This window comes from Gilliamella sp. X-57 (genome assembly GCF_057063565.1).
Genome location: NZ_JBXSQI010000002.1, coordinates 32,590 through 45,733 on the forward strand (window position 1 = coordinate 32,590; position 13,144 = coordinate 45,733).

Here is a 13,144-nt window from a genome sequence, read left to right on the forward strand (position 1 = left end):
TTGACAAAATCTGGTATATTTATTCTTCTTGTTCAGAACGTTTCCATTCACAAATCCCATAAATAGCATTAAACAGATAAATTAAGTACTGTGTTGCGATAATGATATTGTCGGTATAGATATTTAAACCAATCACCAATACGTTTAATATGACCCATAAATACCAGTTGAAATAGTATCTCAACATTAATAATAACTGAGCAACAACGCCTAATCCAAAAATGAAACAGTTAGCCATGAGCTGGTAGCTTGTATTGGTTGCACCTATTTCATTGGTTAAATAAATATTGAAAAAAGCAGCAACAATCAAAAAAATGAGTGCATATAAAAATGCAGTTTCATTAAGTGAACGGACTTTAACATTTTTATAGTTATCAAGATTTTTTTGCCAAGTGAATAAACCGTAGATGTGTGAACAAAAATAGTAAACAGGCGGTAGTCCTGCACCAATATTGCCTCCAAGAACATTAGCACAACATTCTGCAACTACGGCAAACATACCTAATACATTGCCCATATTTTTACGTTTTGCTAATAAAATGACACAGAGTAGGCCACAAAAAGCGCCTATGTAAGAAGCCGTATAGCGTAAATTAAATTGAGTAAATGGATCGGTGTATAAGAATGCTAACGTGACACATAATATACAAAAAAATGGATAAAATTTATTGCGTCCGATTGAAATGGTAAGATCGTTTAATTTATTCATAATTTATTACTCTTCATCGTTGATAAGTTGATTAACTAGTTCAATACAGCGTAAATAACGCACTTCGTAATCAGGAGAATCTATTTGTATATAGTTAATGTTGTTTTTTTCTAATAATGTTATCAATAACTGTTGAAAATCTTTGCGCTGTTTGGGACTGCCTAAATGGCGTAAACCATCGGCAACCCATGGTGTGTTATTACCTAACAAAATAACCAAATCAAAACGATAATTATTGATCATCGCCTGTAAAAAAGGATGTTCTTTACCCTCGTATTTTTTACAAAAAGCTTGAGTTGTGACAAAATCAGTATCAATAAACGAAACTTTATTGGCATGTTTTATCGCAAAATCAATATATTGAGCATGTCCTAGTGCAATTTTGTCATAGTCGGCATATTGTAAGGCGCGCTCATCACCGCCTAAGTGTGAAAATACATAATCGCGTCCATACTCCCACGCACTAGTAGTATTAAATACGTTCGCTAGTTTATTTACTAACGTCGATTTACCACTGGACTCGCCACCTAAAATGGCGACAGTTCTGACAAAAAATGGTCTAACTTCAGTTGGAATGTACTGCCAGTTTTTCAGTGGTGCTTGGCGAATTTGAGTGCCACTGACTTGCATAAATTGTCGTTTTGGATCAATGAGCATTGTGTCTAAATCAAATAAATCTTTATACATCTTAACGTCTTGTGGTTCACTTGAGTAAACGCAATCTGGCTTGATGCCTTTTTCTTGAAACAGTTTTTTAACTCGTTCACTCCACTCATGCCACCCATTAGGATAAGTAGGAATGCCGTCTTCTTCTAATAATTCAATATGGATATTTTTTTGATATTTAAAGGTTTGCAGTAGCCAGCGAATTCTATCATTGATCGTGGGCTGGCGAGACATTGCACTTTGTTCAAATAATGCCATATCACGAATGGTATCGGAACAAAGCACGACATACAGTTCATCAACTTGGCTAATTGCGCGCTGAATAAGATAGATATGTCCAGTATGTAAAGGATAAAATTTGCCAAAAATGATGCCTACTTTCTTATTTTTGGTGGATTCTTCGATTTGTAAATATTGGTGGAGCGATTGTAATTTTTGTGCGCTAGGGTTTTTAATTTTATCATTAATGAGCTGACTTAAGTAACCCTTAGTCATTTGGCAAGCATCGGCAACTGTTTGCAATGATATATTTTTCCGTTTTATTGCTTTTTTTAGATAACTGAAGCTATTCATAATAGTCTCCTTATTTTGGTGTTTTTTATTTTAAACAAAATATAAACCATTTTAATCTATTGTTCAATATGCTAAACATAAAATAATTTATTTTTATTTAGCTTTATTAAAATTTATAGCAATTAAGCTGAAAATAGTGAATACTCTTTTACCATTAATGATTTTAGGTAGTGGCTGTTTGTTGTTTGCTTATAACCTAAATATATTCCAATAATTAACTTTCTAATTCGATTGAAAAGAAAATATGAAAATTCAAAAATTAGCTTTTTTTATTGCATTTACCTCTAGTAGTGTCTTAGCAAACAATAATGTCACACTCAATAAAGTAACGCTTTTTTTACAAGGAGCTGAATTGCAGGGGCAATCAACGGTATTACTAAGTAAAGGGGAAAGTGAAATTTTATTGACTGGCATTGCCGATGGTGTCAAAGCAAATTCAATTAATGTAGGATTTGGTAATGATGCTAACGTGAAAGTATTATCAACGTCATTAAATGATAACTATGTTGGCGATAATAAACCAAGCGCAGATATTAAACCTTTACTTGACGAGTTAAAGCAATTACAAGAAAAACATGATACCGTCGAAATACAATTAAAAGCCGTATCTGAACAAGTTACCCTTTTACAGGGGAATCGCTTAGATTTGTTAGTTAAAAATTTAAATAACGATTTAGACGGAATGAAAAATGCGTTGGAATTTGTTAAAACAAATTTAGTGACGGTCTTAAATGAACAAAACAAACTACAGAAAGAAGTCGATCAGATTGATGCACAAATCGCACAATGCCAAGATAAGATTGATAAACAAAAAGCGTTGACCAAGCCTTTGACCAATGCAATTACCGTAAAAGTTTATTCTGATAAAGATATTAGCTTGCCAGTAACTTTATCGTACGTCACCAATAAAGCTGGTTGGGCGCCTGTTTATGATGTGCGCGTTGCGGATATCAATTCTCCATTACAACTCACTTATAAAGCAGACATTTATCAAAATAGTGGTTTAGATTGGCAAAATGTGGATTTTAGTTTATCGACATCTAATCCTAGTGATGGAATAACTGCCCCTGATTTAATGCCTTGGTATATCGATTTGTATACCACAAAAGGTGGATTCTTTTTTTCTAAGAGCGAAAAAGATTATGATGAAATAAGTGCAAAAGCGTCAAGATCAGTGCGTCCTGATGATAATGTATTAACTAAAACGTTAGGTATCAATACCCGCTTTGAGGTCAAATTGCCTTATACCATTAAATCCAATAGCCACAGTAATATTCTTACTTTACAAAACAAAGAAGTGGAAGCGAAATATCATTATATTGCTATTCCTAAATTAGATAGCAGTGTGTACTTACAAGCGCAAATTGCTGATTGGGATAAACTTAACCTTTTGCCAGGAAAGTCTACGGTATTTTTTAACGGTAATTATATTGGCGAAAGTTTTATTACTACTAAAGATATAAAAGAAACACTAGATATCTCTTTAGGAAAAGATAACAATATTTTTATTTCACGTAATCGTAATATTAATGAAACATCAAAACCTTCGTTATTTGGCAATGATATTTCACAAAAATATGCCTATACCATTGATGTAAAAAATGCCAAATCGCTACCCATTGATATTGTTGTTTATGATCAGCTACCAAATATTATCAATAAGGCAGTAGTACTTGATGAGGCTAAATATGATAGTGCAAACTATAATAAAGAAACCGGTCAATTAATGTGGCAGTTTAAGTTGAATCCAAATGAAAATAAAAATCTTAGTTTAAGCTTTAAACTGACTTATCCAAAAGATAAAGTTAACGATATAATTGGATTATAAATGAGTGAATCACAGAAAATACAGTATGTTAAACGAATGGTTAAACCAATTTAAACAAGACAATCAAATTAGTTTGCTGGATATTCATTTGGCAGTATTTTTAACGAATAAAGCAAAGCTAAATGATGATATTACGATCAAACGATTCAGTTTTTTAGTGATAACGCTAAGTAAAGAAGTAAGATCTGGTCATGTTTGCTTGGATCTTAGTTACCTAAACCAACCTACGATTGAACCGCAGCTTTGGTTAGCCTTAGGCTCGCCAAACGAGCAAGATTGGATAAACGCACTTAAACAAGCACAAAATAGTCAAATTGTGAGTGATGGAACAAATTTATCTCCGCTTATCTTTATTGAAAATAAACTCTATTTTCAAAGAATGTGGATGGATGAAAAAAATGTTGCTCAATATTTCAATCACACAATCCTTAATAAAAAATCAAATTGCGATGCTGATTTAAATACTATACTTAATCAGCTTTTTACCGATAATCACGCTGAAATTGATTGGCAAAAAGTGGCGGTTGCTGCGGCATTAACGCGTAAAGTCGCGATTATTTCGGGCGGACCTGGTACAGGTAAAACAACCACTGTCGCTAAAATTTTAGCTGGAATTTTGTTAACTGCGCCGAATGCGCGAATTATTACGGCGGCCCCGACAGGGAAAGCGGCATCAAGATTAACCGAATCATTGAGTCGCACAATTGAACAACTCGCTTTTGTATCACTCAATATAAAAGCAGAAGCGATCACTTTACACCGTTTATTAGGTGCAAAAGCAGATAATCGTTCATTCAAGCATGATAAAAATAACCCGTTGCATGTTGATGTGTTAGTCATTGATGAAGCCTCAATGGTGGATTTAAATATGATGGCAAGAGTCATTGAAGCCTTACCCACGTCTGCGCGTTTAATTTTGTTGGGAGATAAAGATCAGCTCTCATCGGTCGAAGCTGGTGCGGTATTTGGTGATCTGTGTACCTTTATTACGCATGGTTATAGTGAGCCACGAGCAAAAGAGCTAAGTCAATTAACGGGTTATGTTGTGCCTGCTTGCGAGCAAACAGCGACAATCACTGACAGTATTTGCTTATTACAAAAAAGCTATCGTTTTAACAAATCGTCTGGTATTGGATTGTTGGCTAATGCAGTTAAAGAGGGGCGCTCAACTGTCGTTAAAAAATTATTAAACGATGAGTCATTAAGTGATATCCAATATCATGCACTTTCATCCCAACAAGCTTATGAAGATGTTTTACATGATAGTATTAATCACTATAAACATTATTTAAATGTCATTAAGCAATATGGAACTAATGATATTGCGGCAGTTTTAGCTAAATTTGCCGAATATCGCTTACTTTGTGCCGTAAGAGAAGGATATTTTGGTGTAGAGGGTTTAAACAAGCAAATTGAGTTGCTATTAGCCAAAAATAAATTGATTCACTTAAAAAGCAAAGAAACTTGGTACGTTGGTCGGCCAATTATGATTTTACGCAATAGTGCTTCACTAGGGCTGTATAATGGTGATATTGGCATTACATTAATGGCCGAAAAGGATAGCGCAAAATTACGTGTATATTTCCCGTTTGCTGATGGATCTATTAAAGGATTTTCGCCATTTCGATTACCTGAGCATGAAACAGCTTACGCTATGACAATCCATAAATCGCAAGGTTCAGAATTCGATGATGTGAATATTATCTTACCGACTGATTATTCGCCGTTGCTTAACCGTTCTTTGCTTTATACAGCAATTACACGCGCTAAAAAAGCCGTTTCAATTTATGCGACTGAAGCAATCTTGTCACAAGCAATTAAATCACAAACACAAAGGCATAGTGGTTTAGTTAGTTTATTGCAGAACAATGGTTGAGTTGATTTTCTAAATGCGCTAATACAGATAATTCTTTATAAAATGATGGATAAATCAAGGAAGAAACACTAAAACAGGGCGATAAGCCCTGTAATAATTAACTTAATGAATAATCTTAGCTAAAAAGTCTTTAGCTCGATCTGATTGTGGATTAGTAAAGAACTGCTCTTTTGACGTATCTTCAATAATTTCACCTGCATCCATAAAGATAACCCGATGTGCAACTTTACGTGCAAAGCCCATTTCGTGCGTAACAACCATCATGGTCATTCCTTCATAAGCAAGCTCAACCATCACATCTAATACTTCATTCACCATTTCAGGATCAAGTGCTGAGGTTGGTTCGTCAAACAACATTACAATCGGATCCATACATAGCGCACGAGCAATGGCAACACGTTGTTGTTGACCGCCAGAAAGCTGTGCAGGGTATTTATCTGCATGAGCAAGTAAACCAACGCGCTCTAACAAGTTAAGCGCTTTTTCGCGAGCTTCTTCATCGGCTCGACCTAACACTTTAATTTGTGCAAGGGTGAGATTTTTTAAAATAGTTAAATGTGGGAATAGTTCAAAATGTTGAAATACCATACCCACTTTAGAGCGTAACTTTGCTAAGTTAGTCGCTTTACTTGTAACTTCAGTTCCATCAATAATAATTTTGCCTTTTTGTACAGGCTCTAAACAATTTACTGTTTTTATCAAAGTTGATTTACCTGAACCTGAAGGACCACAAACCACCACAACTTCGCCTTTACCGACTCGAGTTGTGCAGTTTTTTAATACTTGAAATTGTCCATACCATTTTGATATATTTTCTAAGGAGATCATCGACTTATCCCTTTCTTGAAATAATTAACTAAACATGAAGCAGTGAAACAAATTATAAAATAACTTGCAGCTGCAAAAATAATCATAGAATACTTGACGGTACCACCTTGTGTATTACCGATTTGCGACACACTTGCGCCAAATAGATCAATTAAGCTCATGACATAAACCAAAGAGGTATCTTGAAATAAGATAATACCTTGTGTCAATAACAATGGCACCATAGATCTAAAGGCTTGAGGTAAAATAATCAAACGCATTGCTTGGCTTTTGGTCATACCTAATGCATAAGCTGCATGATATTGACCTTTAGCAACAGCATTGATACCCGCACGAATGATTTCAGAATAATACGCAGCTTCGAACAGCGCAAAAGCAATCATCGCTGATGCAATACGCACATCTGCATATGGTGGCAAGTTAAACAGGTATTTAATGACCTGAGGAAGTGCTAAATAGAACCATAACAACACTAATAATAGTGGAATGGAGCGGAATAAATTGACATAGCATTTAGAAAAAACGTTAAGTACCTTATTATTTGATAAACGCATTAATGCCAGTACTGTTCCCCAAATAATACCGAAAACCACAGCTGTAAGGGTGATTTTAGTTGTTAACCATAATCCACTTAATAATAAGTGATAATTATCTAATACTAGTGAAGGTATATCGGCAATCCAATGAAATAACTGCATTTTATCCTCCGTGATTCATATTAGGTAAACGAGTATGTTTTTCGACAATTCGCATGACAGTAATTACCACATAGTTAATCAGCATAAAGGCAATCGTGACACCGCATAATATTTCGATAATGCTATTGGTTGACTCATTAATGCGATCAATTTCACCAATTAAATCAATTAATCCTATCGTTGAAGCAACCGATGAATTTTTAATAATATTGGTCATTTCTGACGTTAATGGCGGAATAATACGTCGATAAGCATTTGGTAATAATACGTACATATAAGCTTGTCGATTAGTTAAACCAAGTGCAATAGCAGCATATCGTTGACCTTTAGGTAAAGTTTGAATACCTGTTCTTACTTGTTCTGCTATACGCGCAGATGTAAATAGCCCTAACGCAATAGCGGCAGTGATAAATGCGCTTATATTCGGTGATAAGTCAGATGTAAACCAAGTTCGTACACTACCACTTAATATTACTGGTAGTATCATATACCACAAAAACATTTGCACCAGTAATGGAATATTACGAAATAGCTGAATATAACTTGCCGCAAAGTTATTTAGAAACTGATTTTCTAAAGTTCTACATATCCCTACCAGTGACCCCAGCACAAAGGCGATGATCCAAGCAGTCACAGCTAATGAAACTGTCACAACAATGCCATCTAATAGCCAATTTAAGTAAACTCCATCACCATAAGGTGTGGATTGAAAAAATAGCATCCAATTAAAGCTCATAATGGAGTCTAAAAAACTCCTCAATAAAGCTGTAATAGGTTCAAAAGAGAGTGTCCAATTAAAACTCATAATATATTTAATTCACTAAATTAGATCATGTACTAAATGTAATTCATTTAGTACATTGGATTAGAAAGATAAGAAAAGTATTAATCTAATGCTTTATCATTAGGATTGGCAAATAGCTCAACCATTTTTGGCGAAATTTCAAGACTCATATTTGCGCCTTTTGGCGGAACAGGTTGAGTAAACCATTTGTTATAGGATTCTAAAGCCTTTCCTGATTTTTGTGCATCAGCAATTGTCTTGTCCATCAATTGTTTAAATTGAGTATCGCCTTTTCTCAACATACAACCATAAGCTTCATAAGAAAGCGGTTCACCAACAATTTTCCATTCAGCAGGATTAATTGCACGAGAACGTTCGCCTGCAAGTAGCGCATCGTCCATTAAAAATGCTGCAGCTCGACCTGTTTCTAACGCATTAAACGCATCACCATGATCTTTTGGTGTAATGATTCGAATACCTAAGTTATCTTTATTGTTGATTTGGTTTAAACGGATTTCAGAAGTTGTACCTGCTGTCGTTACCACATTTTTACCTTTTAGATCTTCGATACTATTGATATTGCTATCCGCTTTAACTAGGAAGCGCGTACCAACAATAAAAATACTGTCTGAAAAATCAACTGTTTTTTGACGTTCAAGATTATTAGTTGTCGAACCACATTCGAAATCATAGGTATAGTTGTTAAGTAGTTGAATACGCGTCTTAGAAGTAACTGGTAAATATTTTACTTTAAGATCAGGTAAGTTTAATTCTTTTTTAACCGCATCGACGATTAAATTAGAATAATCTTGTGAGTAACCAATAACTTCTTGATTATCACCATAATAGGAAAATGGAATAGAAGATTCTCGATGACCAACAACAATAACACCACTATCTTTAATTTTTGCTAATGTACCACTCAGTTCTTCTGCAACAGCCGAACCAGTCATTAGTCCTAACATTGCAAATGATAATACTAATTTGGTTAATTTTGTCTTTTTGTTCATGCTTGTCTCCTACTGTTTAGTTTGTATCATATTAAATAATTTTAATATTTTTACAAAGGGCGTATATTATAACTTATTTTTTACCATAAAAGTACTTTTTACTGTTTATTTATCTATCATTGGAGCTAGATGTAACCAATAATTAACGCAATATTACGATGATTGATTACACCAATACTTAGTTAAATCCAATTATATTTAAGCAATAATTATGCCAGTATCGTTAATTATGAACGTTTTTTTATAAAAAGTGAGATAAGCATTAGTGCCATCATAGCAAAATAAGGCCAATTTCCCCATCTTGCATAAGGCGTTAAACCCGTTGTGGGCGATACAGTTGCCGATAAAACCGCTGTTTTAAATTGTGGTAACTGTTTAACAATATTGCCGTGTGGATCGATAATTGCGGTAATGCCTGTGTTTGTGCTACGGATTAAAGACCTACCAAATTCTAATGCTCTAGCTTGCGCCATTTGCAGATGTTGCTTAGGACCAATACTATCACCAAACCATGCATCATTTGATACGGTCAGTAAAAAATCGCTGTCTGCGGTAAAATTTTGCCACATTAAATGTGATAAAATCACTTCATAGCAAATGGCCGTGGTAAATTTAAAGTCTTTTATTTGTAATTGAGGCTGTTTTGCTTCGCCAGATTTCATCGATGACATAGGAATATTGAGCAATTCAGCAATTGGTTCAAGTACTGATTCTAGTGGTGTAAACTCTCCAAAAGGCACTAAATGGTGTTTTTGATAACGATTAGTTGTTGGATATTGATAAGGTTCTTTTTCACCTAATACCAACAAAGTATTGTAGAGATCTCCGTTAGCTTGATATCCTGTTTCACCAAAGCGATAATCTATAATACCTACAGCGATTTCAGTATTATGAGCTCTAGCTTCATTATCGAGATATTGTAAAAAAGATTGCTGATTTATTTCGTAATCGGTGATACTGGCTTCTGACCAAATGATAATTTTATCTTTTTCAATTTTTTCTTGAGTTAGTTTTGCATAGGTTTGTAACGTGTCATTGAGTTGCTCTTTTGTCCAACGAATTGACTGCGAAATATTTCCTTGAATTAAAGCAAAATTAGCCGAACGAGTATTATCTATCGTAGTCCAATTAATATTATTGAATGAAATTGGTGCAAAAAAGATCGTAAACAGTGCAATAATTGCACCAAGTGCGTGCCGCTTTGGTGTTTTGCTGGTTATGGTCTTTATACAATAAACGAATAACCCACATAAAATAGTTAACAATAAATTAACGCCATCTATCCCAATTAGAGGGAAATAGGCTCGTAAAGAACTATCAAGCTGGCTATAACCAAGTTGCAACCAAGCAAATCCGGTTAAGATATAACCACGTAAAAATTCGGTTACTTGCCAAAGTACTGGAGATACAAGCACAAGCTGTTTAAATGAAAATTGCCCAGTAAAACGATTTGCTATGCTTAACAAAACAGTAAATAGCATCGGGTAAAGCGACAAATATACAATTAAAAGGCCTAAAACGATAATGGCAACCAGAGTAGGTAACTCGCCATATTGTTGAATACTAACATAAACCCAGTGTATCCCTGCCGTAAAATAGCCAATGCCCCAACTTAATCCGAGTAACATGGCTTGTTTTTTCGTTTTGTCGGCAATAAGCCATAAAAGCCCAGCAAACGAGACAAAAGCTAAAGGCCAAATATGAAATGGGGCATAACTAAAAACCGCTATACCACCAAAAATTAGGCTTAATAAGATTTGTTTAAACATTTTCAGGTAGCTCTAAATTGGGCACAGTTGCTCCTTCAGGAATAGTTACATGCAATTGGATGATTCGCCTTCGGTCTGCAATGGTGACTTTAAATTGATAACCATCAATAGTAATGCTTTCACCGCGTAAAGGTAACCGTCCAAAATGTTGCATCACCAGCCCGCCAATGGTGTCCATTTCGTCATCACTAAAATCAGTGGCAAAAATTTCATTAAAATCTTCAACTGGTGTAAGGGCTCGCACCGTATAAACTGAAGGTGTTAAGCGGCGAATATCCCGATCTTCTACCTCATCATATTCATCTTCAATATCGCCAACAATAAGTTCTAAAATATCTTCGATAGTCACAAGTCCTGACACACCGCCAAACTCGTCGATAGCCATCGCCATATGGTAACGCTGCATACGAAACTCTTTCAACATATGATCGACACGCTTACTTTCTGGTACGACAACGGTTGGTCTAAGGATTTTTTTGAGATCGAAATTATCAACACCTTGGCGAATAAAAATCAAAAGATCTTTAGCTAATAAAATGCCTTCTATATGATCTCTATCTTCACTAATGACAGGATAACGTGAGTGGCCATGTTCAGAAATAATATCAAGACATTCATCAAGCGAATAATTATCTTTGATCGTCACAATTTGAGAGCGGGGAATCATAATATCGCGAACGCGCTGCTCTGCTATATCCATTACGCCTTCAATCATATCAAGGGTATCTGGATCGATAAGTTCGTTTTCTTCGGCTTCGCGAATCACCTCGATAAGTTCTTCTTTATCTTTTGGCTCTGAATTAAATAACTGACTTAACCATAATGCAAACCCTTTTTTAGGCCTCCGGTGATTATCATCACTCATTTGCTCTTTTCCTTTCTTGCTTTGTTATTAATGTAACTTATTTTATATGCTTGTTGAGTTAGTTTAATTGCCATTTAACTAAACGGTTAATTGCATATTTTTATTCGTCAATCGGTTGATAAGGATCTTCAAATCCTAATTGCTGCATAATAGCAATTTCAATATTTTCCATTTCTTCGGCTTCTTCGTCAAGAATATGATCATAACCCAGTAAATGTAAACAACCATGTACAATCATATGAGCCCAGTGTGAAGTTAATGATTTATGTTGTTGCTTGGCCTCGGCTTCAACAACTTGTTTACAAATAATGAGATCGCCCAATAAAGGGACATCAATCTCAATGGGAGATTCAAAGGGAAAAGATAATACATTGGTGGGTTTATCTTTATGACGATAGGTATTATTTAATTGCTGGCTTTCTTGTTCATCAACAATACGGATAGTGAGTTCGGCATTATCCATAAATTGAGGTATAATAACATTTAACCACTGCAAAATTTGCGCTTCGGTTGGTAAATTTAGTGTATCTTCTGTAGCAATTTGCAAATCTAAAATAATGGCGCTCATTTTATTACCTTAATTATTCACGATGATAAGGATGATTAGTGGTTAAACTCCATGCACGGTAAAGACTTTCAGCCACAATGACGCGTACTAAAGGGTGGGGAAGGGTAAGTGGCGACAGCGACCAACTCTGCTGTGCTGCCGCTTTGCAAGCAGCAGATAAACCTTCAGGCCCGCCGATTAATAAACTCACATCACGTCCGTCTATTTTCCAACGTTCTAATTGTTCAGCTAAATTATGCGTTGTGTAAGGTTTACCTGGAATATCAAGAGTCACAATGCGATTGCTTTTACCGCAAGCATTTAACATCAATTCGCCTTCTTTATCCAAAATTCGGGCAATATCAGCATTTTTAGTGCGCTTACCTGCGGGGATTTCAACAAGTTCTAAAGGCATATCTTTAGGAAACCGTGACTGATAATCATCAAAAGCAGTCGTAACCCAGTTTGGCATTTTATTGCCAACAGCAATAAGCTGTATCTTCACGCAATTAACTCCAAAGCTTCTCAAGTTCGTAAAGCTGACGGCTTTCTTCTTGCATGATATGCACAATCACTGAATCCATATCAACCACGACCCAATCAGCATCACTTTGCCCTTCACTGCCTAACACCAAATGGCCCTGTTTTTTGGCTTCATCAAGCAAATGCCCTGCGATAGACGAAACATGACGGTTTGAAGTACCCGTACAAATAATCATATAATCGGTAATACTTGATTTACCGCGGACATCAAGGGTGACAATGTCTTTGCCTTTTAGATCATCAATCTTATCAATAATAAAATCTTGTAACGACTGCTGCAAAATAATCTCTCTTTTTATTAAAAATAAAGCACCATTATAGCATATATTTCAAAAATAACGGCGATGAAAAATTTACATGTAGGAAAACGTCGGGTTTTTACATGTCATGATTAAAATAATCTTCTAAAAACTCATAAGATGTTTTACCGAAAATGGTTTAAATTTTT

At 35.1% G+C, this 13,144-nt stretch carries 13 protein-coding genes; 2 read left to right on the forward strand and 11 right to left on the reverse strand.

Annotated elements, in window-relative coordinates; translation table 11 throughout:
* Positions 1–19: 19 nt before the first annotated feature.
* Together pnuC and nadR are read right to left on the reverse strand one after the other, a co-directional pair.
* Entirely contained in the window at positions 20–709 is a 690-nt protein-coding gene (pnuC, locus tag ACYIAL_RS01390; protein ID WP_483750776.1) for a nicotinamide riboside transporter PnuC, read from the reverse strand.
* Positions 710–715: 6 nt separating this feature from the next.
* Positions 716–1,948 (reverse strand): multifunctional transcriptional regulator/nicotinamide-nucleotide adenylyltransferase/ribosylnicotinamide kinase NadR, encoded by a 1,233-nt coding sequence (gene nadR, locus ACYIAL_RS01395; protein WP_174797587.1) that lies wholly within the window; start codon positions 1,946–1,948, stop codon positions 716–718.
* Positions 1,949–2,192: 244 nt separating this feature from the next.
* Here nadR and ACYIAL_RS01400 point away from each other — a divergent pair, with 244 nt between their 5' ends.
* On the forward strand, positions 2,193–3,776 hold the full coding sequence (locus tag ACYIAL_RS01400; protein WP_483750777.1) for a DUF4139 domain-containing protein: 1,584 nt from the start codon (positions 2,193–2,195) through the stop codon (positions 3,774–3,776).
* 25 nt (positions 3,777–3,801) lie between these two features.
* Positions 3,802–5,652 (forward strand): exodeoxyribonuclease V subunit alpha, encoded by a 1,851-nt coding sequence (recD, locus tag ACYIAL_RS01405; RefSeq protein ID WP_483750778.1) that lies wholly within the window; start codon positions 3,802–3,804, stop codon positions 5,650–5,652.
* A gap of 102 nt (positions 5,653–5,754) precedes the next feature.
* On the opposite strand, the gene ACYIAL_RS01410 is transcribed toward recD, so the two are convergent.
* From ACYIAL_RS01410 to rsfS, 9 genes are all read right to left on the reverse strand, one after another.
* A complete protein-coding gene (locus ACYIAL_RS01410; RefSeq protein WP_174797590.1) occupies positions 5,755–6,480 on the reverse strand; it encodes an amino acid ABC transporter ATP-binding protein in 726 nt (241 codons plus the stop codon).
* On the reverse strand, positions 6,477–7,178 hold the full coding sequence (locus tag ACYIAL_RS01415; protein WP_174797591.1) for an ABC transporter permease subunit: 702 nt from the start codon (positions 7,176–7,178) through the stop codon (positions 6,477–6,479). Before ACYIAL_RS01415 ends, ACYIAL_RS01410 begins: the two co-directional genes overlap by 4 nt.
* A gap of 1 nt (position 7,179) precedes the next feature.
* Positions 7,180–7,914: an amino acid ABC transporter permease gene (locus ACYIAL_RS01420; protein WP_174797592.1), complete on the reverse strand. Its 735-nt coding sequence runs from the start codon at positions 7,912–7,914 to the stop codon at positions 7,180–7,182.
* Positions 7,915–8,063: 149 nt separating this feature from the next.
* Positions 8,064–8,972 carry a glutamate/aspartate ABC transporter substrate-binding protein gene (locus tag ACYIAL_RS01425; RefSeq protein ID WP_174797593.1) on the reverse strand — a complete coding sequence of 303 codons (909 nt, stop codon included), beginning with the start codon at positions 8,970–8,972 and terminating at the stop codon, positions 8,064–8,066.
* 227 nt (positions 8,973–9,199) lie between these two features.
* Positions 9,200–10,741 (reverse strand): apolipoprotein N-acyltransferase, encoded by a 1,542-nt coding sequence (lnt, locus tag ACYIAL_RS01430; RefSeq protein WP_483750779.1) that lies wholly within the window; start codon positions 10,739–10,741, stop codon positions 9,200–9,202.
* Positions 10,734–11,606: a CNNM family magnesium/cobalt transport protein CorC gene (corC, locus tag ACYIAL_RS01435; protein WP_174797595.1), complete on the reverse strand. Its 873-nt coding sequence runs from the start codon at positions 11,604–11,606 to the stop codon at positions 10,734–10,736. Before corC ends, lnt begins: the two co-directional genes overlap by 8 nt.
* A 100-nt stretch (positions 11,607–11,706) precedes the next feature.
* Complete coding sequence (ybeY, locus tag ACYIAL_RS01440) at positions 11,707–12,174, reverse strand: rRNA maturation RNase YbeY (protein ID WP_174797596.1); 468 nt, start codon at positions 12,172–12,174, stop codon at positions 11,707–11,709.
* Between the two features lie 13 nt (positions 12,175–12,187).
* Entirely contained in the window at positions 12,188–12,658 is a 471-nt protein-coding gene (rlmH, locus tag ACYIAL_RS01445; protein WP_174797597.1) for a 23S rRNA (pseudouridine(1915)-N(3))-methyltransferase RlmH, read from the reverse strand.
* 4 nt (positions 12,659–12,662) lie between these two features.
* Positions 12,663–12,980 (reverse strand): ribosome silencing factor, encoded by a 318-nt coding sequence (gene rsfS / locus ACYIAL_RS01450; protein WP_065585972.1) that lies wholly within the window; start codon positions 12,978–12,980, stop codon positions 12,663–12,665.
* Between the last annotated feature and the right edge of the window lie 164 nt (positions 12,981–13,144).

Bases quoted from the DNA above. Each gene is read 5' to 3' on its own strand.
- recD (WP_483750778.1), top strand. From the start codon at position 3,802: ATGTTAAACGAATGGTTAAACCAATTTAAACAAGACAATCAAATTAGT.
- pnuC (WP_483750776.1), bottom strand. From the start codon at position 709: ATGAATAAATTAAACGATCTTACCATTTCAATCGGACGCAATAAATTT.
- lnt (WP_483750779.1), bottom strand. From the start codon at position 10,741: ATGTTTAAACAAATCTTATTAAGCCTAATTTTTGGTGGTATAGCGGTT.
- ACYIAL_RS01425 (WP_174797593.1), bottom strand. From the start codon at position 8,972: ATGAACAAAAAGACAAAATTAACCAAATTAGTATTATCATTTGCAATG.
- ybeY (WP_174797596.1), bottom strand. From the start codon at position 12,174: ATGAGCGCCATTATTTTAGATTTGCAAATTGCTACAGAAGATACACTA.
- corC (WP_174797595.1), bottom strand. From the start codon at position 11,606: ATGAGTGATGATAATCACCGGAGGCCTAAAAAAGGGTTTGCATTATGG.
- ACYIAL_RS01410 (WP_174797590.1), bottom strand. From the start codon at position 6,480: ATGATCTCCTTAGAAAATATATCAAAATGGTATGGACAATTTCAAGTA.
- ACYIAL_RS01415 (WP_174797591.1), bottom strand. From the start codon at position 7,178: ATGCAGTTATTTCATTGGATTGCCGATATACCTTCACTAGTATTAGAT.
- nadR (WP_174797587.1), bottom strand. From the start codon at position 1,948: ATGAATAGCTTCAGTTATCTAAAAAAAGCAATAAAACGGAAAAATATA.
- ACYIAL_RS01420 (WP_174797592.1), bottom strand. From the start codon at position 7,914: ATGAGCTTTAATTGGATGCTATTTTTTCAATCCACACCTTATGGTGAT.
- ACYIAL_RS01400 (WP_483750777.1), top strand. From the start codon at position 2,193: ATGAAAATTCAAAAATTAGCTTTTTTTATTGCATTTACCTCTAGTAGT.